Origin of the sequence: Streptomyces sp. NPDC015220, from assembly GCF_043079345.1 — a bacterium.
Lineage (GTDB): Bacteria > Actinomycetota > Actinomycetes > Streptomycetales > Streptomycetaceae > Streptomyces.
The window spans coordinates 1-18,557 of the sequence record NZ_JBIBUK010000035.1 but is presented as its reverse complement, the minus strand read 5'-3'; the positions used below and the strand labels follow the sequence as shown (position 1 = coordinate 18,557).

Annotated in this window: 14 protein-coding genes; 8 read left to right on the top strand and 6 right to left on the bottom strand. The window is 73.6% G+C overall.

The window, feature by feature from the left end:
• Positions 1-289: 289 nt before the first annotated feature.
• From ACF061_RS36835 to ACF061_RS36825, 3 genes are all read left to right on the top strand, one after another.
• The gene (locus ACF061_RS36835; RefSeq protein WP_392271380.1) at positions 290-1,486 is read left to right on the top strand and encodes an EfeM/EfeO family lipoprotein; all 1,197 of its coding nucleotides are present in this window, start codon (positions 290-292) and stop codon (positions 1,484-1,486) included.
• Positions 1,487-1,572: 86 nt separating this feature from the next.
• A complete protein-coding gene (efeB, locus tag ACF061_RS36830; RefSeq protein ID WP_392271420.1) occupies positions 1,573-2,802 on the top strand; it encodes an iron uptake transporter deferrochelatase/peroxidase subunit in 1,230 nt (409 codons plus the stop codon).
• 190 nt (positions 2,803-2,992) lie between these two features.
• Positions 2,993-4,837, top strand: a complete 1,845-nt coding sequence (locus ACF061_RS36825; protein WP_392271379.1) for a phospholipase C — start codon at positions 2,993-2,995, stop codon at positions 4,835-4,837.
• 75 nt (positions 4,838-4,912) lie between these two features.
• Here ACF061_RS36825 and ACF061_RS36820 read toward each other — a convergent pair whose 3' ends face one another.
• Both ACF061_RS36820 and ACF061_RS36815 read right to left on the bottom strand, forming a co-directional pair.
• Positions 4,913-6,238 carry a lipase family protein gene (locus ACF061_RS36820; protein WP_392271378.1) on the bottom strand — a complete coding sequence of 442 codons (1,326 nt, stop codon included), beginning with the start codon at positions 6,236-6,238 and terminating at the stop codon, positions 4,913-4,915.
• Positions 6,239-6,559: 321 nt separating this feature from the next.
• A complete protein-coding gene (locus ACF061_RS36815) occupies positions 6,560-9,349 on the bottom strand; it encodes a SpoIIE family protein phosphatase (RefSeq protein ID WP_392271377.1) in 2,790 nt (929 codons plus the stop codon).
• A 165-nt stretch (positions 9,350-9,514) separates the two neighbouring features.
• Between ACF061_RS36815 and rpmG the strand changes: the two genes are divergently transcribed.
• Positions 9,515-9,679 (top strand): 50S ribosomal protein L33, encoded by a 165-nt coding sequence (gene rpmG / locus ACF061_RS36810; protein ID WP_392271376.1) that lies wholly within the window; start codon positions 9,515-9,517, stop codon positions 9,677-9,679.
• 2 nt (positions 9,680-9,681) lie between these two features.
• Complete coding sequence (gene ykgO, locus ACF061_RS36805) at positions 9,682-9,804, top strand: type B 50S ribosomal protein L36 (RefSeq protein ID WP_392271375.1); 123 nt, start codon at positions 9,682-9,684, stop codon at positions 9,802-9,804.
• A 75-nt stretch (positions 9,805-9,879) separates the two neighbouring features.
• Here ykgO and ACF061_RS36800 read toward each other — a convergent pair whose 3' ends face one another.
• From ACF061_RS36800 to ACF061_RS36790, 3 genes are all read right to left on the bottom strand, one after another.
• Positions 9,880-12,327 (bottom strand): SpoIIE family protein phosphatase, encoded by a 2,448-nt coding sequence (locus ACF061_RS36800; RefSeq protein ID WP_392271374.1) that lies wholly within the window; start codon positions 12,325-12,327, stop codon positions 9,880-9,882.
• Positions 12,328-12,499: 172 nt separating this feature from the next.
• A complete protein-coding gene (locus tag ACF061_RS36795; RefSeq protein ID WP_392271373.1) occupies positions 12,500-12,976 on the bottom strand; it encodes a GNAT family N-acetyltransferase in 477 nt (158 codons plus the stop codon).
• A gap of 116 nt (positions 12,977-13,092) precedes the next feature.
• Entirely contained in the window at positions 13,093-14,538 is a 1,446-nt protein-coding gene (locus tag ACF061_RS36790; RefSeq protein ID WP_392271372.1) for a glyceraldehyde-3-phosphate dehydrogenase, read from the bottom strand.
• A 308-nt stretch (positions 14,539-14,846) separates the two neighbouring features.
• On the opposite strand from ACF061_RS36790, the gene ACF061_RS36785 reads away from it, so the two are divergent.
• Positions 14,847-15,908, top strand: coding sequence for a PucR family transcriptional regulator (locus ACF061_RS36785; protein ID WP_392271371.1), 1,062 nt, complete (start codon positions 14,847-14,849; stop codon positions 15,906-15,908).
• A 95-nt stretch (positions 15,909-16,003) separates the two neighbouring features.
• On the opposite strand, the gene ACF061_RS36780 is transcribed toward ACF061_RS36785, so the two are convergent.
• Positions 16,004-16,435, bottom strand: coding sequence for a phage holin family protein (locus tag ACF061_RS36780; protein ID WP_392271370.1), 432 nt, complete (start codon positions 16,433-16,435; stop codon positions 16,004-16,006).
• A gap of 460 nt (positions 16,436-16,895) precedes the next feature.
• Between ACF061_RS36780 and ACF061_RS36775 the strand changes: the two genes are divergently transcribed.
• On the top strand, positions 16,896-17,441 hold the full coding sequence (locus ACF061_RS36775; RefSeq protein WP_392271369.1) for a hemerythrin domain-containing protein: 546 nt from the start codon (positions 16,896-16,898) through the stop codon (positions 17,439-17,441).
• Complete coding sequence (locus ACF061_RS36770) at positions 17,438-18,547, top strand: hydrogenase expression protein HypE (RefSeq protein WP_392271368.1); 1,110 nt, start codon at positions 17,438-17,440, stop codon at positions 18,545-18,547. The genes ACF061_RS36775 and ACF061_RS36770 overlap by 4 nt, the downstream gene beginning before the upstream one ends.
• Positions 18,548-18,557 lie beyond the last annotated feature (10 nt).

Genomic DNA, 18,557 nt, shown 5'->3' with positions numbered 1-18,557 from the left:
AGTGCACCGCGGTGACCGCACCGCGCATCACGGAGGCGGCGGCATACGGCGCGTGCCCCGCGCCCCGGGGTGGCGTACGTCGGAGCGGCCCCCGGTGTCCTTCCCGCCGCCGCGGGCGGTGCCACCGAGTCGGAGGGCCCGGAAGCGGCGGCAGGGCGCCAGGAGGCCGTGCGGGGCGGTGAGCTGACGGCGAACTCCCGGCCGCCGTTTTCCTCAGGACGCCCGTTCGAGCGCGCTCGGTTGCCTAGCATGAGGCGTTCACCAACGGCCCGACCCGGGGAGGTCCGCGATGCGGGTGTCCGGCCCAGGCGTGCGGTCGCCGCGGACGTGGGCCGCGGCCGCTCTGTCGCTGGCGGTCGGCCTGGCCTGCCTGCCGGCCCTCGTGCACGCCTTCGACGAGGCGGGCGCCGCGCCGGACGGACCGCCCCGTACCACCGTCGAGGTGTCGCCCGGCCGCTGCGGCCGCGGCTGGGACCGGGCGGTGCCCGGCACGCAGGTCTTCGAGCTGCACAACACCTCCGGCGGGGCCGCCGAGGTGTACCTGGAGGACCCCGGCAGCCGCGCCGTGTACGCGGAGGCCGAGGGCATCGGTCCGGGCGCCACCCGGTCGCTGACCGTCCGTCTCGGCAAGGGCGCGTACGCGTTCCGGTGCGTGCCCGAGGACGCCGACGCGGTCACCGGGCCCACGGTCCGCATCGGCCGGGGCCGGGCCGGGCCGGCCGCGGCGGCCGTCACCGAGCACGACCTGATCCCGCCGGCGATCGCCTACCAGAAGTGGGTCGCCCAGGGCCTGGACGAAGTGGTGCGACTGACCGGGCGGCTGCGCGCCGCGGTCGACCGCGGCGACCTCGCCGGGGCCCGTGCGGCCTGGCTGCCGGCGCATCTCGGGTACGAACGGCTCGGGGCGGCCTACGACGCCTTCGGCGCCGTCGACGCCCGGATCAACGGCACCGACGCCGGCCTGCCCGCAGGGGCCCGCGACCCCTCGTTCGCGGGCTTCCACCGGATCGAGTACGGGCTGTGGCACGGTGCGTCCGCCCCTTCGCTGCGCGCCCCGGCCGCCGCCCTGACCGGGGCCGTCACCGCGCTGCGCGACGAGTGGTCGCGGACCCGGATGGACCCCGCCCAGCTCGGCCTGCGGGCCCACGAGATCCTGGAGAACACGGTGCAGTTCGAGCTGACCGGGCGCACCGACTACGGCAGCGGCAGCAACCTGGCCACCGCCCGCGCCAACCTCGACGGCACCCGGGCCGTGCTGTCCCGGCTGCGTCCCCTGCTGGCCACCCGCCACGCAGATCTGCCGGGCCTGGACCGGGGCCTGCGGCGTGCCGGGGCCCTCCTCGACGGCTTCCGTCACGGGGACCGCTGGGACGCACTGGACAGCCTGAGCCGGGCCCAGCGGGAGCGGACCGACGCGGCGCTCGGCGACCTGGTGGAGCGGCTGGCCCCGGTGGCCACCCTGTGCGACCCGCGGAGGACGGCGTGAGCGCGGCCGAGGGGCCGGACGGAGCCGGTGGGGAGCGCGAGGCGCGGCGGGCCGGGCGAGCGGAGCGCGGGGGCCGGGCCGCGGGAGTGGGACGGCGCCGGTTCCTGAGCGGTGCCGCTCTGGCCGGCGCCTCACTCGCGGGCGCGGCGGCGAGCGGTGGCCCGGCGGCGGGCGACGAGAGCGGCGCGGGCGGCGGCTGCGGCCCGGCCGGGCCCGCCCTCGCGCCGTTCCACGGCCCGCACCAGTTGTCGGTGCTCGGCGCCCCGCGCCGGTCCAGCGCCTTCGTCGCCTTCGACGTCACCGCGGGCGACCGGGCCGGACTCACCGAGCTGCTGCGCACCCTCACCGCCCGCGCCCGGTTCCTCACCTCCGGCGGCACGCCCGATCCGGTGGGCGTCACCGGTCCGCCCGCCGACTCCGGTCTGCTGGGCGGACGGCTGCCCTCCGGCGCGCTGGCGGTGACCGTGGGAGTGGGTGCCGCGCTCTTCGACGACCGGTTCGGACTGAGCCGACTGCGCCCCCGCCGTCTGACGACGATGCCCCCGTTCCCCGACGACGACCTGCGGCCGGACTGGTGCCACGGCGACCTCGGCCTGCACCTGCACGCCGACGACCCGGACACGGTCCTGCACGCGCTGCGGGACATCGCCCGGCACACCCGCGGCGGACTCCAGGTCCGCTGGCGCATGGACGGCTTCACCAGCCCGCCCCGCCCGTCCGGCACCCCGCGCAACCTGCTGGGCTTCAAGGACGGCACGGCCGGCCCGGACGCCGGCGACGCCCGGGAGATGGACCGGCTGGTGTGGGTGGGCCGGGGGAGCGGCGAGCCCGGCTGGGCCGTCGGCGGCAGCTATCAGGCCGTCCGGCTGATCCGCATGCTGGTGGAGTTCTGGGACCGGGTCTCGCTCGGCGAGCAGGAACGGATGGTCGGCAGGGTCAAGGAGTCCGGAGCCCCCCTGGACGGCGACGCCGAGCACGACGTCCCGGACTACGCCGAGGACCCCAAGGGCGACGTCGTCCCGCTGGACGCCCACATCCGGCGCGCCAACCCGCGTACCGCCACCACCGCGGACCAGCGGATCCTCCGGCGGGCCTACAACTACGACCGGGGCATGGACGGCAACGGCAACCTCGACATGGGCCTGCTCTTCTGCTGTTACCAGCAGGACCTCGCCCGCCAGTTCGAGACGATCCAGCGTCGCCTCGCGGGCGAGCCCCTGGCCGACTACGTCAAGCCGTTCGGCGGCGGCTACTTCTTCGTCCTGCCCGGCGTCCGGGACGACACGGACTGGTACGGTCGCGGACTGCTCACCTGACCCGGTCGTCCCGGTCGGTGACGGACGGCTCACTGCGCCATTCGGTCAATTCACGGTCAATATTCGGCTCGACCGCCCTGCCCCGGTGTTCACTTCCGCGCCATCATGGCTCCGCCACCGCGCCGCCCGCCCGGCGGAGCGTCCCAGGCCGTACGCGGCACACACGATCCCGTCCGGAGGGTGAGGCAGCATGGCCCGCAGGGGAAGACGAGCAGTGATACGGGGCCTTGTGGCCCTGGCCGGCGCCGCGGCGCTCACCGTCCTGGGCGGCGCGGCCCCCGGGCAGGCGGCCGCGCCCGCCGGCCGGCCCGGCCACACCCGCACGGCCACGCCCATCGAGCACGTGGTCGTCCTCTTCGACGAGAACATCTCCTTCGACCACTACTTCGCCACCTACCCGGAGGCCGCCAACACCGACGGCACGAGGTTCACCGCGTCGAAGAAGACGCCGAAGGACATCGACACCCTGGCGCACGCCGGGCTGCTGACGAGGAACCCCAACCAGTACGCGCCCAAGCGGCTCACCCCGGCACAGGCCATGACCTGCGACCAGAACCACTCCTACGGGCCCGAGCAGTACGCCGCCGACGGCGGCAGGGCCGACAAGTACGTGGAGAACACCGAGGTCGGCAGGTGCAGCGGCGGCCTGTTCGGCGAGCCGGGCCTGGTCATGGACTACTACGACGGCAACACCGTCACCGGTCTGTGGAACTACGCCCAGCACTACGCCCTCGGCGACCGCTCCTTCAGCTCGACCTACGGCCCGTCCACCCCCGGCGCCATCAACCTGGTCTCGGGGCAGACGCACGGGATCGTCTCAGTCGACCCGGCCTCCGGCACCGAGGACCCCGAGCAGACCGCGACACCCGACCCGTACACCGTCAAGTCGCCCGACGCCGACGGCGTCGGCACGATGATCAACGACCCGGACCCGGCCTTCGACGACTGCTCGGGCAAGGACCACACCAGCTCCGCCGCGCTCGCGGTGATGAAGGGCCGCAACATCGGCGACCTGCTCAACGCCCGGAACGTCAGCTGGGGCTGGTTCCAGGGCGGCTTCCGGCCGTCCGCCGCGTGGACCGGCGAGCGGGGCGAGTACGCCGAGTGCGACACCACGCACACCAACGTGGGCGGCGCCGCGGTCGTCGACTACAGCCCGCACCACAACCCGTTCGCGTACTACAGGTCCACGGCCAATCCGCACCACCTGCCGCCCGAGGACGTCGCCGAGATCGGCCACGCCGGGCAGGCCAACCACAACTACGACCTGACCGACTTCTCCGCAGCGCTGAGGGCGGGCCGGCTCCCGGCGGTCAGCTTCGTCAAGGCGGCCGCCTACCAGGACGGCCACGCCGGATACTCCGACCCGCTGGACGAGCAGCACTTCCTCGTCGACCGGATCAACGAGATCCAGAGCTCGCCCCAGTGGCGGTCGACCGCCGTCGTCATCGCCTACGACGACTCCGACGGCTGGTACGACCACGCCTACGCCGAGGTGCGCAACGGCTCCACCGACACCGCCGCGGGCTCCAACGGCAAGGCCACCGACAGCCCCGCCTGCCAGGCCGGCCCCCGGGCGTCCGGCGGCTACCAGGACCGCTGCGGCCCCGGGCCCCGCCAGCCGCTGCTGGTCGTCTCCCCGTACAGCAAGGTCAACGAGGTCGACCACACGCCGACCGACCAGACGTCGATCATCCGCTTCATCGAGGACAACTGGCGCACCGGGCGCATCGGCGACCACTCCTTCGACGCCGGGGCGGGCTCGCTCGACGGGATGTTCGACTTCCGTCACCCCAACGGCAAGCAGGTCCTGCTGAACGCCGACGGCTCGGTGAGGTCCGTGGGACCGATCCGGCACGTGGCACCGGTCGCCACCGGCATCACGCCCGGTCCGGGCCTGGAGAACACGGCCGCGGCCACCGACGCCTCCTCCTTCCCGGAAGTCCCGGTCACGGTGGTGGCCTGCGCCCTGCTGGCCGCGGGCGTCACGGGCACGTACCTGACCCTGCGCCGCAGGAGCCGCGACGCGGTCTGACGGGCCCGGGACACCCGGGGGCCGCCCCGTCGCGTGACGGGGCGGCCCCCGGGCGCCGGTGCCGGCCGCCGGCGGTCAGAGCCGCAGCGGCAGCGTCGCGCACTCGGACTGCGCCGGCTCGCCGGCGAGGCGGTCGGTCAGCCAGGAGACGGCCGCGCCCTGGTCGGAGAGCAGCGGCCCGAAGTGGTTGAGCAGGGGGCTGATCACGTTCGGCAGCACGACCGGCTTGTAGGTGACGTCGGCGCCCTTGCGGCACCAGTCGACGGCGAGCTGCCGCGCCTGGCCGTGCGGGACCAGGTTGTCGCTGGTGCCGGTGGCCACGCGCACCGGGCCGGCCGGCTTCAGCGTGCCGATCCGCTGGGTGGCGAGGAAGTCCCGCAGGGCGGGGGTGGCGGCGATGATGTCGCCGAGGGACTTCCCGTCGGTCGTCCACTTGGTGCTCCTGGCGTAGCCGTAGCTCAGGAGCGCGTCGCCCACGCACATGGTCGACAGGTCGGCCAGGGCGGCCTTGCCGGCGGCGTTGAGGTGCGCCTCGGCGATCGGCCTGAGCGCCGGGTCGGTCTGCAGGAAGCCGTTGAGGGACCAGCCCAGGGCGCCGGCCAGTTCGCTGCCGTCGATGCCCTTGGTGACCTCGGTCAGGTCGGCGGGCGGCGCGCCGGCGTAGGTGCCGGCCAGGGCGACGTCGGGGGCGTAGCTCGGCTGCAGTTCGGCGGCGGCCGCGGTGGCGCCGCCGCCCTGGCTGTAGCCGTACAGGCCGATGCGCGAGTCCGGGGTGACGGACGCGCCCTCGACGGCGTGGGCGGCGCGGGCCGCGTCGAGCACGGCGTGCGCCTCGTCGACCCGGTTGACGTAGGTGTGCAGCCTGTCCGTGGCGCCCAGGCCGACGTAGTCGGTGACCATGACCGCGGTGCCCGCGGCCAGCAGCCGGTAGATCGACAGGTCCTCGTAACCGACCGACATCGTCTGACCGTTGAGGATGATCGGGTGCTCCAGTCCCAGGGAGGCCGCGCACTGGTCGCCCTGGCCCATGGTGCCCGGCGCGACGACGACCAGGGGGCGTGCTCCGGCGCCCTTCCAGCGCGCCGTCGGCTCGATGTAGGCGCCGGTGACCGCGACCGGCAGGCCGCCCGTGTCCGTGGACTTGTACATCACCCGGGTGGCCCGGCCGGGCAGCGGTCCGTCGGTGCCGGACAGGCTGAGGGCGAGCGGGAGCGGCTCGCTGCGGACCAGCGCGCCGTTGGCCGCCGGCAGTTCGGCGGGCGGGTCGTAGAACGCGGGGATCGTGACGCCCCGGGACACCACCGGAGCGGCGTCCGTGGCCGCGGCGGCCGGCAGGGCCGTCAGACCGAGGCAGGAGACCGCGGTGACGGCCGCGGCGAGCAGGTAACTGCGTGGGGGCATGGGGAACCTCCTGGGACTGCGGCGGGCAGGGGAGACGGCATCGCTCCGGAACGGCGGCCCGGGTCCGCATGATGACGGGTGCATGTCAAGAAGAAGCGGCGCGGTCGGCCACCGGCTTCCTTACGGTGCGGGGGTGGGCTTCCATGAAGTTACCCGGCAGTCAGTTACCGGCGGTAGCCCGCGTTGGGTTACGGTTCGGTAATATGACTCGACGTCTGATGGCGAGCCGACGCGGGCCGGTGCGGACCGCCGGGAGTCAGCCGGACCGCCCGCCCACGCCCGCCCCTCACCAGGCCGTCAGCCGGACCGCCCGCCCGCCCCTCACCAGGCCATCTCGTCCAGCAGCAGGCTCGGGTCCGGCTCGGGGGCGCGGCCCAGGGACTGCTCCGCCCAGATCACCTTGCCGTTGGCCACGTAGCGGGTGCCCCACCGCTCCGCGAACTGCGAGACCAGGAACAGGCCGCGCCCACCCTCGTCGGTGGTGGCCGCGCGCCGCAGCCGGGGCGAGGTGTTGCTGCCGTCGGAGACCTCGCACACCAGGGTGCGGCCCAGCAGGACCCTGACCCGGACCGGCGGCGCGCCGTAGCGGATCGCGTTGGTGAGCAGCTCGCTGAGGATCAGCTCCGTGGCGAACGACGACTCCTCCAGCCCCCACTCCCGCAGTTGCCGGCTCACCTCCGTGCGCACCCGGGGGACCGCCATGACGTCGAACGGCACGTCCCACGCCCCCACGCAGGACGGGTCGAACAGCCGGGTCCGGGCGACCAGCAGGGCGACGTCGTCGCTCGGGTGCTCCGGCAGCATCGTCTCCATCAGCGCCCGGCAGGTCTCCTCCGGGGTCTGGTCCGGGTGCGCGACGGCCGACGCGAGCCGCTCCAGCCCCTCGTCGATGTCCCGCCTGCGGTCCTCGACCAGGCCGTCGGTGAAAAGGATCAGCCGGCTGCCCTCCGGCAGGTCCAGCTCGCCCGACTCGAACGGATGTCCGCCCACGCCCAGGGGCGGGGAGAGGGGCAGGTCGGGGTAGGTGACCCGGCCCAGCGGATCGACCACGGCCGGCACGCCGTGCCCGGCGCGGGAGAGGGCGCAGTGCCCGCTCACCGGGTCGTAGATGGCGTACAGACAGGTGGCCCCGGTGACCAGGGAGCCCTCCCCGTCCGAGTCCTCCGTCTGGGTGTCCAGCCGCGTCACCATCTCGTCGAGGTGTCCGAGCAGTTCGTCCGGCGGCAGGTCCAGCGAGGAGAAGTTCAGCACCGCCGTCCGCAGCCGGCCCATGGTCACCGCCGCGTGCAGTCCGTGACCCACGACGTCGCCGACCACCAGCGCCACCCGGAACCCGGGGAGCGGGATCACGTCGAACCAGTCGCCGCCCACGCCCGACTGCGCCGGCAGATAGCGCCACGCCATCTCCAGCGCGTCCTGGTCCGGAAGGTCCCGGGGCAGCAGACTGCGCTGCAACGTCACGGCCATCGCGTGCTCCCGGGAGTAGCGGCGCGCGTTGTCGATCGCCACCGCCGCCCGGGCCCCCAGCTCCTCGGCGACCGCGACGTCCTCCTCCTCGAACCGCGGGGTGCCGGCCACCCGCCAGAAGTTGACCATGCCGAGCACCACTTCGCGCGCCCTGAGCGGCACCGTGATCAGCGAATGCACACCGGAATCCAGCACCCGGCGTGCCCCGTCCGGATCCTGGGCCCGCCAGTCCTCGGCGGTGTGCAGATCCGGTACCAGCACGGCCTTGCCCCGGCGCAGCGCCGCCACCATGGGAGTGTCGGCGACGACGAACTGGATGAGGTCCCCCACCGGCTGGAGCGGATGCGTCTCCTGCGAGGAGCGCAGCGCGATCCGGCGCATCCGGTTCATCGCTCCGGTGGGCTCCTCGCCGTGCAGCACGGTGTCCAGCAGTTCCACCGTGACCACGTCCGCGAGCTCGGGGACCGCCACGTCGGCGAGCTCCTGCGCGGTACGCCGTACGTCCAGGGTCGTGCCGATCCGCACGCCCGCCTCGTACAGGAGCGTCAGGCGCCCCCGCGCCACCTCGGCCCGGCCGGACAGGGCCCGCAGCTCCGTGGTGTCCCGGAAGCTGGCCACCAGGCCCGGTGTGCCGCCGTAGGGCGCGGTCCGCCGGGTGTTGACCGCCAGCAGCCGGTCCCCGGCCGGGAACACCTCGTCGGAGGTGGCCTCGCCCGACTCCAGCACCCGGGCCAGCCCCGGGGCCAGTCCGAGTTCGTTGACGTGTCGCCGGTCGGCGTCCTCGGGGAGGCTCAGCAGCCGGCGCGCCTCGTCGTTGGCGAGCAGCAGCCGGCCGTCGCCGTCCAGGATCAGGACTCCCTCGCGCACCGCGTGCAGCACCGCGTCGTGGTGTTCGTACATCCGGGTCATCTCGGCCGGGCCGAGACCGTGGGTCTGGCGGCGCAGCCGCCGGGTGACCAGCGCGGTGCCCCCCGTGGCGAGCGTGAGGGCCAGCGCCGCCGAACCCAGCACCATGGGCACCTGCTTGTCCACCAGGCGCCCCAGGTTCTCGACCTGGATCCCCGCGGAGACGATGCCGATCACGCGCCGGCTCGGATCCAGCACCGGCACCACCGCGCGCACGGCGTCGGACGGCGCGCCGTGGAACCGCTCGGTGAACGTCTCGCCCGCGGCGGCCCGCTCGACACCCTGGGACTTGGTGCCGATCAGCCGCGGCTGAGTGTCGCTGAGCCGCACGCCGTCCTTGTTCAGCACCGTGATGAAGTCGACCCCGGAACCCACCTGCGCCTCCACCGTCGCCGGCTGCAACAGTGGCGTGGGGTGCGGCGACTGGAGCGCGCGCATCGTCCCGGGCGCGTGCGCGAACGCCTCCGCCGCGGCCAGCGACCGCACCCGGGCGCTGTTCTCGCCGTCGTAGCGCCCCTGGAGGACCAGGGCGGTGGCAGCCGCCGCGACGAGCACCAGGACGACGACCACCTGGAGCAGGAACACCTGCGCGGCCACCGTGCCGAGGTTCCAGGAGGACGGCGTGAGACGGCGCCCCGCGGAGCGCCGCGGCCCCGGAGGACGCGACGCGTCACCGGCCCGCCGGCCGTTGGACGGCGGTGCCGCCCGGGAACGGGACCGGCGGGAACGTCCGACCATGTTCCCAGTTCTAGCACCGGGCTCGACCGACGGGCGACCGGTATGTCCGCCTGATCCCCCTTCCCGGTCGCCGGACGCCCCGGGAATGCGCCCCCCGCCACCGCTGTTGACCCCAGTGGTCGGCATGCTCGGGTCAAACCCGGGAGCGGCCGAAAGGAGGACCCCATGGCACGCAGCACCGTGCGTCCCGTCGTCCGGCTGAGGTCCACGGCCGGAACGGGCGTCACCTACGTGACCCGCAAGAACCGTCTCAACGACCCCGACCGCCTCGTCCTGCGCAAGTACGACCCGGCGGCGGGCCGGCACGTCCTGTTCCGTGAGGAGCGCTGAACATGAAGGTACGCAAGTCGCTGCGGTCGCTGAAGTCCAAGCCGGGCGCGCAGGTGGTGCGCCGCCGGGGCACGGTCTTCGTCGTCAACAAGAAGAATCCCCGTCTCAAGGCGCGTCAGGGCTGACGGACGGCTGAGCGCCCGGGCGGCCCGCGCCCCGCACCGCGGGGCCGGGCCGCCCGCGCCGCCGCGCACGGGCCCTCAGGCCCCGGGCAGCTGGAGCTCCGCCCAGATCACCTTGCCCGAACCGGTGTACCGGGTGCCCCAGCGCTGGGCTATCTGGGCGACCAGGAACAGCCCCCGTCCGCCCTCGTCCGTGCTGCCCGCCCGCCTCAGGTGCGGGGAGGTGTTGCTCGCGTCGGAGACCTCGCAGATCAGGGCGTGCTCATGGATGAGGCGCAGCCCGATCGGGCCGCACGCGTGCCGGATGGCGTTGGTCAGCAGCTCGCTGACGATCAGTTCCGTGGTGAACGCGGACTCCTCCATGCCCCACCGGGACAGCTGCTCGGTGACGTTCTCCCGGGCCACGTGCACGGCCGACGGTTCGGTGGCCACATCCCAGGACGCCACCAGGCCGGAGCCGAGGACATGGGTCCGGGCGACGAGGAAGGCCACGTCGTCGCGCGGCCGGACCGGCAGCAGGGTGCGGACCATGACGTCGCAGATCTCCTCCAGCGGCCGGTCGGGGTGGGCCAGTGTGAAGCACAGCCGTTCCATGCCGACGTCGACGTCCCGGTCGGAGGCCTCGATCAGCCCGTCCGTGTAGAGGGCGATGACGCTGCCCTCCTCCACCGTCACCTCGGCCGACTCGAACGGCAGCCCGCCCAGCCCGAGCGGCGGCCCCGCGGGGATGTCGGGGAACTCCACGGGCTCGCTCAGACGGGCGATCACGGGGGCGGGGTGCCCGGCCCGCGACACGACGATCTTTCGCGCGATCGGGTCGTAGACGGCGTACACGCAGGTGGCGCCGATCACCGTGCCCCGGTCGGCCGCCTCCGCCTCGTCCGACAGCCGTAGGACGAGGTCGTCGACGTGCGCCAGCAACTCGTCCGGCGGCAGGTCCAGATCGGCCAGGGTGTGCACGGCGGCCCGCAGTCTGCCCATGCTGGCCGCGGCGTGCAGGCCGTGGCCCACCACGTCGCCGACCACCAGCGCGACCCTGGCCCCGGAGAGCGGGATGACGTCGAACCAGTCACCGCCCACTCCCGCCTCGGCGTCGGCCGGCAGATAGCGGTGGGCGACCTCGACGGCGGTGTGCCCGGGCAGGGCCGGCGGCAGCAGGCTGGTCTGGAGGGTCAGCGCCGCCTGGTGCTCGCGGTCGAAGCGCCGGGCGTTGTCCACGCACACCGCGGCCCGCGCCACCAGCTCCTCGACCAGCAGCAGGTCGTCCTCGTCGAACGGATCGGGATTCCTCCAGCGCAGCAGGGTCACCACGCCCATGGTGATGCCCCGGGCCCGCAGCGGGACGACCAGATGCGCGTGCACGCCGAGCTGGATCAGCTGCTGCCGGCGCCGGGGGTCGTCGGCGAGCCAGGGCGTGCCGGCCCCGATGGCCTCGCACAGTGGTCTCCCGGTGGTCAGGCAGCGGTACTGGGGATAGCGCGCCGGGTAGTGGGCGGGTTCCCCGACCGCGACGATCGTCTCGGGCCGGCCCTCCTGGATCGACAGGCGGACCGCGCGGCGCAGCATCGCCGTGCCGTCCGCCGGCTCGCCCGTGCGAAACTCATCCGTCCGTACGACGTCCAGCAGGTCGACGGTCACGAAGTCGGCCACCTGCGGCACCAGGACCTCGGCCAGTTCCCGCACGGTCCGGCCGAGATCCAGCGTGGTCCCGATGTGCTCACCGGCGGCGTTCAGCAGCGCCAGCCGTTCGCGTGCCGGGTCCCTGCCGGTCAGGTCCAGGGCGGCGTAGCAGATGCCCAGCGTCCGTCCCGCGCGGTCCCGCAGCGGGAAGAAGGAACGCAGTCTCGAGTGCCCGGCCCGTCCCCGGCGGGGCGTCCCGCGGCGGGGCGGGGTGTGCTCGAGGGTGACCTGCGACCGTCCGGAGGCCAGCACCTGCCTGGCCTGCCGGGTCACCACGGGGGACACCGGGCCCGTCCCGCAGCGATCGCCCGCGGCGGCCGGACTCCCGTCCGCAGGGGCCCCCTCGCCCCCCGCGGAGCACCCCTCCATGGTGGCCAGCGCCCGGTTCATCCACCGGTACCGCAGCCTCCGGTCCAGGACTCCCACACCGATCGGCGACTGCTCCAGCAGGGCGCGCGCGACCGCCTCGTATCCCTCGCGCCGACGCCGGTCCGCCGCGTGGCACCCGACGACGAGCCAGTCCCGCTCCCCGTCGGCGGCGACCAGCGGGCACACCCGGACGGCCAGCCGGACGGCGTGGCCCGCACGGTGGCGCACGGTGACCACTCCGTCCCAGCCCCGCTCGATCGAGCGCAGCCGGGCCAGTACGGCGTCGTCGTCACCGTCCGCCAGCAGGGAGCCGGCCGGACGCCGCAGCACGTCGCGGGCCCGGTGGCCGAGCAGGTCCCGCGCTCCCCGGCTCCAGTGGGCGATCAGTCCGTCGGCGTCGACGACCGCCACGGCCGGGGAGGTGGTGTCGAACGGATCAACCGGTTGTGCGCCGCTCGGCGCGCCGCTGACGCCCATGCCTTCATCCCCATCAACGGGCAGGACCCCCCACGGCACATCTTCGCATCGGGGGCCCTGCCCCGCCGCCCGGGAAGGGACCCGGCGCGGTGCGTGGGCACGGTGTCGGGGGGCATGTGCGGGACAGCCCGCGGCGGGGCGGCCCGGGCCGCCCCGCCGCGGGCCGTGGGTCTCAGCCGCGCCGGCCCAGCGCGGCCAGCGCCCCGTCGGTCAGCCGGTACACCGTCCACCCCGCCTGCGGGCGCGCGCCCAGGGCGTCGTAGAAGTCGATCGCCGGGCGGTTCCAGTCCAGGACGGACCACTCCAGGCGTTCGTAGCCACGTGCGGCGCAGATGCGGGCCAGCTCCGTGAGCAGGGCCTTGCCGTGGCCGCCGCCGCGGGCCTCGGGGCGGACGTAGAGGTCCTCCAGGTGGATGCCGTGCACCCCCCGCCAGGTGGAGAAGTTGAGGAACCACAGCGCGAAGCCCACGACCTCGCCGCCGGCGTCCTCGGCCACATGCGCGTAGGCGGCCGGGCGCTCGCCGAACAGTGCCTCGCCGAGCTGCTCCTCGGTCGCCCTGGCCTCGTCGAGCGCCTTCTCGTACTCGGCGAGTTCGCGGATCAGGGTGTGGATGACGGGGACGTCGGCGGGGGTCGCGCTACGGATCATGCGCGCAGTCTCACACACCCGGCCCGCGGGGCCCCGCTCCGGCCCGGCCCGGCGCGGGACCGGCCCGGCACCCCCTCGCGGGGGAACCGGGCCGGTGGGCGGGCCGGGCGCCGGGATCAGACGGCCGGCGCCGGGTAGGTCGGGTACTCCACCCCGGAGACGTGCTGGACGACGCGGATCACCTGGCAGGAGTAGCCGAACTCGTTGTCGTACCACAGGTAGAGGATCGCGTTGTCGCCCTCGACCTTGGTGGCGCCGGCGTCGACGATCGAGGCGTGGCGCGAGCCGATGAAGTCGCTGGAGACCGCGTCGGGCGCGCTGATGAAGTCGATCTGGCGCTTGAGCGGCGAGGTCAGCGAGACCTCGCGCAGGTGGTCGAGGACCTCCTCGCGGGTGGTCTCGCGGGCGAGCTGGAGGTTGAGGATCGCGATCGAGACGTCGGGCACCGGAACGCGGATGGAGCTGCCGGTGATCCGGGCCTTGAGGTCCGGCAGCGCCTTGGCGACGGCGGAGGCGGCGCCGGTCTCGGTGATGACCATGTTGAGCGGCGCGGAGCGGCCGCGACGCTCGGACTTGTGGTAGTTGTCCAGCAGGTTCTGGTCGTTGGTGAACGAGTGGACCGTCTCCACGTGGCCGCGCTTCACCCCGAACTCGTCGTCCATCGCCTTCAGCGGCGGCACGATCGCGTTGGTGGTGCAGGAGGCGCAGGACAGGATCCGCTCGTCCGGCTTGACCGTGTCGTGGTTGACGCCGTGCACGATGTTGGGGACGTCGCCCTTGCCGGGAGCGGTCAGGACGACCTTGTCGATGCCCGGGCGCAGGTGCTTCGACAGGCCCTCGCGGTCGCGCCACTTGCCGGTGTTGTCGACGAGGATGGCGTCCTTGATGCCGTACGCCGTGTAGTCCACCGACGTCGGGTCGTCGGCGTAGATCACCTTGATCTCGTTGCCGTTGGCGACGATGGTGCTGTTCGCCTCGTCGACGGTGATCGTGCCCTGGAACTGGCCGTGGATGGAGTCGCGGCGCAGCAGCGAGGCGCGCTTGACGATGTCCTGCTCGCCGCCGCCGCGGACGACGATCGCGCGCAGCCGCAGACCGTTGCCCGAGCCGGACTTCTCGATCAGCAGCCGGGCGACGAGACGGCCGATGCGGCCGAAGCCGTAGAGGACGACGTCGCGCCCCTGACGTCGCTCGATCTTGTTCGCGCCGGTGGCGCCGGCGACGGCCTCGGCGGTGAACTCCTCGACCGACAGACCGCGGTCGTCGGCCCGGTAGGTCGCGGCCAGCATGCCGATGTCGATCTGGGACGGGCCGAGGTCGAGCGTGGTGAGGGTCCGCAGGAAGGGCAGCGTCTCGGTGACCGAGAGCTCCGCGCCGGCGATCTGCCGGGCGAACCGGTGGGTCTTGAGGATGCTCACCACCGACTTGTTCACCAGGGAGCGGCTGTGCAGCAGGACGGTGACGTCCCGCTCCCGGTGCAGCTTCCCGATCATCGGGATCATCGACTCCGCGATCTCCTCGCGGTTCTTCCAGTTGGTGAACGAGTCGTCGTTGACAGTCACTGAACTCTCTTTCGAGCTAGGTGGCGCTCATATGCTAACCCCATGGCATGTTGATCGATCAAGCGGTGCCCCCGGAGCCGCTCCAGGGCGCCGGAAGGGGGCGGGCGGGCGATGCCCGACCCGCGCGGCGGGATCCCTCGCCGAACCGTCCGGCGCCGTCGGAGCACCCCCCTTCCTGCGCGTGCGCCGCATCACTCCGGGTGGGGGCGGACCGGCACGGAACGGCTCATTTCGGCCCGGGGTTTGGCACTGCCCTCCGGCGTGGGTTAAGAAAACGCCAGTGACCGATCAGGACTTGGGGAGGGTCTGTGGCACGGACAGAGGCGCCCGAGGAGTATCTGACGGAGTACACCCGGATCCTGGCCGACGTGTGCGGCACCGGCCGCCGGCTCACCCGTGACGAAGTGGAGTCCCTTCGGGCCCAGGGGGAGCGGGCGGCGGAGGCGGGTCACGGACTGCGCAGGCTCGTGGGGCGGCACCTGTCCGAGACCCGGGCGTTCGCGCCCGCCCTGGCCGCCGCCGGGGTCGACCGGGTCCTCGCCGTCGTCGAACAGGCCCTCGACGCCTTCGCCGAGGGACACGAGCGCGCCCAGCGGTTCGCCATGCGCCAGGAGGAGGCCGACCGCCGGGAGTTCATCGACGACCTGCTCTACGGGCGCAGCGACCTCGGCCGGCTGGCGGAACGGGCGGAGCGCTACGGACTGCTCTTCTCCCGCGCCCACGCGGTGGCGGTCGCCCAGGGGGCGCGGCCGGTCGACGACACCCACCCGGCGACCCGGCACGTCCAGACCGCGCTGCTCGGCCGGTTCGGTGACCGCCGCATCCTGCTCACCACCAAGGACGGCCGGCTGGTCTGCGTCGCCCCGGGCGACCAGGACGACGTCCTCGCCTTCTTCGCGAACCACGCCCGCACCGCCACCGACGGCGGCCGGGTCGCCATCGGACGCCCCCACCCGGGCGCCGGGGGAGTGGTCTACTCCTACGAGGAAGCCCTCAACTCCCTCGAACTGGCCGAACGCCTCGACCTCCAGGAGCCCGTGCTGCGCGCCGCGGACCTTCTGGTCTACCCCGTGCTGACCCGCGACCGGCAGGCCATGGCCGATCTGGTGCGGGACACCCTCGGCCCGCTGCGGACCGCCCGCGGCGGCGCCCAGCCGCTGGTGGACACGCTCAGCGCGTACTTCGATGCCGGGTGCACGGCGGCCGAGGCGGCGCGTCGCCTCAGTCTCAGCGTCCGCGCCTTCACCTACCGCCTGGAGCGCATCCACAAACTGACCGGCGCCGATCCGTCCGACCCCGTGCACCGCTACACGTTGCAGACCGCGGTGATCGGCGCCAGGCTCCTCGGCTGGCCCGAGAAGGAGGTGTGACCCGGGCAGGGAGGCGACGAAGGCATCGAGGTGTGACAGTCGCTTCGAGGTGTGAGCGTGCGGTGTGAAACGCGTCCGGGACGCGGGCGCGCGGCTCAGGCGCCGGGCTCGGGCGGTTGGGGGCCCGGCGTCGGCGGCCCGGAGCGGAGGTCGTCCGCCTCCCTGTCGAGGGCGTCGGCGGCCGCCTCGGCGGCGGAGCTCACCCGGTCGCGCGCGGCCAGGGCGAGGACCGCGGCGCCGGAGCCGTAGACACATGTCAGGACCGCCGCGGCCCTGCCGCGCGGCATGACCGACTCCAGTGCCCGCAGCACGGTCTCGTGGGCCGTCCACAGCGCCAGGATGCCGCACACTCCGGCGCCCGCGAACAGCGCTCCGCCCTCCTCGAACCTGCGCAGCCCGGCCATGAGGTCGCCCTGCATCGCCCTGACCTCGCGGCGCGCCAGCTCCGCGGCGTCCTGGCCCAGCCGGGCGGCGGCCTCGCTCACCCGGGCAGCGCTCGACGATCCGTCCTCGCGCGGTGTACGCATCGTCGCCTCCTGCTCTCGTCGCCGTTCCGGTCCTCGTCCGGCCCCCGGCCGTCCGGTGGGGAGCGCCGCCGGCGTCCGTTTCACGCACCGCCCGCGCGCACTCGCCGGAGCCCGGGTGCCACCCGCGGCGAACAGGAAAACACCCGCCGGCACCGTCCGCGCGATCCGCCCGGTTCGGGTGCCGCCCGGTGCGGCCCGCGGGGGCTCGGCGCCGGCGCCCGCTCGTCACTCCGCTGCCCCAGCAGAACGCGCGGCCCCGGACGGCCGGTGCGAGCCTGGTCCAGGGACGGACGGCCCGCCCCGGCGCCGGGCGGCGTCCGCCGCGGGCGCCCGCATGCCGCCGGTCCCGTCGACGACCCTCCGGCGCCATGGCACCGCCCCGCGGGGCCGCCGGCTCTTCGTCACGTCCGCCCCGACGAGCCGCGGCCGCGGGCCGCTGCCCCGGACGAGGAAAGGTGCGATGGACGCCATCGAACTGTTGAAGCACGACCACCGCATGGTGGAGCAACTGTTCCGCGACTACCATGCCGCGGCCTCCGAGACCCAGCGGCGCGGGGTGATCGAGCTGGCCGTCCGCGAGCTGTCCAAGCACGCGGCGCTCGAGGAGATGATGTTCTATCCGATGGCCAGGAAGGTCCTCCCGGACGGCGCGCGGAAGATCGACGAGCACCTGAGCGAGCACCTGGCCGTCAAGAAGCTGCTGCTCGCCCTCGACAAGCTGCCCGCAGGCGACGATCGCGAGGGCGACCTCATGACCCAGCTCAAGCGGGAGATCGAGGAGCACGTGCGCGAGGAGGAGGGCGAGCTGATGCCCGAACTGCGCGAGCACGTGTCCCAGCAGGACCTGGACGAGCTGGGCCGGCTGATCGACGAGGCCAAGCGCAGCGCCCCGACCAGACCGCACCCGAACGCGCCGGACCAGCCGCCGGCGCTCACGGTGATCGGCCCGGTGGCCGCCGCCTACGACCGATTCCGCGACCGTCTCCAGGGGAGGCCGAGCACATGACCACCGACAGCGGTACCACTCGCGTCAGCCGGATGCCCGAACCGGCCCCGGAGAGCAACGGCTTCGACGAGATCTCCATCCTCTGGATCTCCGAGGGCATGAGCTGCGACGGCGACACCGTCTCGATGACCGCTGCGGGCCAGCCGGCGATCGAGGACGTCGTGCTCGGGCTCATCCCCGGGCTGCCGAAGGTGAACCTGTACAACAAGGTGCTCTCGCCGAGCCTGGGCGGAGAGGACTACCTCGCGCCGTTCCGCGCGGCGGCCCGCGGTGAGATGACCCCGTTCATCCTGGTCATCGAGGGGTCGGTCCCCAATCAGAACATCATCGAGGGCGACGGCTACTGGACCTCGTTCGGCAACGACCCGGAGACCGGCGAGCCGCTCACCCTCAACTGGTGGATCGACCAGCTCGCGCCCAAGGCGTGGGCGGTCGTCGCGGTCGGCACCTGCGCGACGTACGGCGGCATCCACGCGATGGCCGGCAACCCGACCGGTTCAATGGGCCTCGCGGACTACCTGGGCTGGGACTTCAAGTCGCAGGGCGCCCTGCCCATCGTCAACGTGCCCGGTTGCCCGATCCAGCCCGAGAACTTCATGGAGACCCTGATCTGGGTGCTCTACCACGCCGCGGGCTCGGCGCCGCCCCCGCCGCTGGACCACATGCTCCGCCCGCAGTGGCTGTTCGGGAAGACGGTGCACGAGGGCTGCGACCGGGCCGCGTACTACGAGCAGGGCGACTTCGCCAGGGACTACAACTCGCCGAAGTGCCAGGTCAAGGTGGGCTGTTGGGGACCGGTGGTCAACTGCAACGTGCCCAAGCGCGGCTGGATGGCCGGCATCGGCGGCTGCCCGAACGTGGGCGGCATCTGCATCGGCTGCACCATGCCCGGCTTCCCGGACACCTTCATGCCGTTCATGGACGAGCCCACCGGAGGCAGCCTCTCCTCGGTCATCATCCGGCCGTACGGCGCCTTCATCCGGCGGATGCGCGGCATCACCAGCATGGCCGTCAACAAGGAACCCAAGTGGCGGCACAACCGGGACGAGCTGACCAGCGGCTACGATCCGCGCTGGCGCTCCGGACAGCGCAGCGAGGTGCACTGACATGACGGCG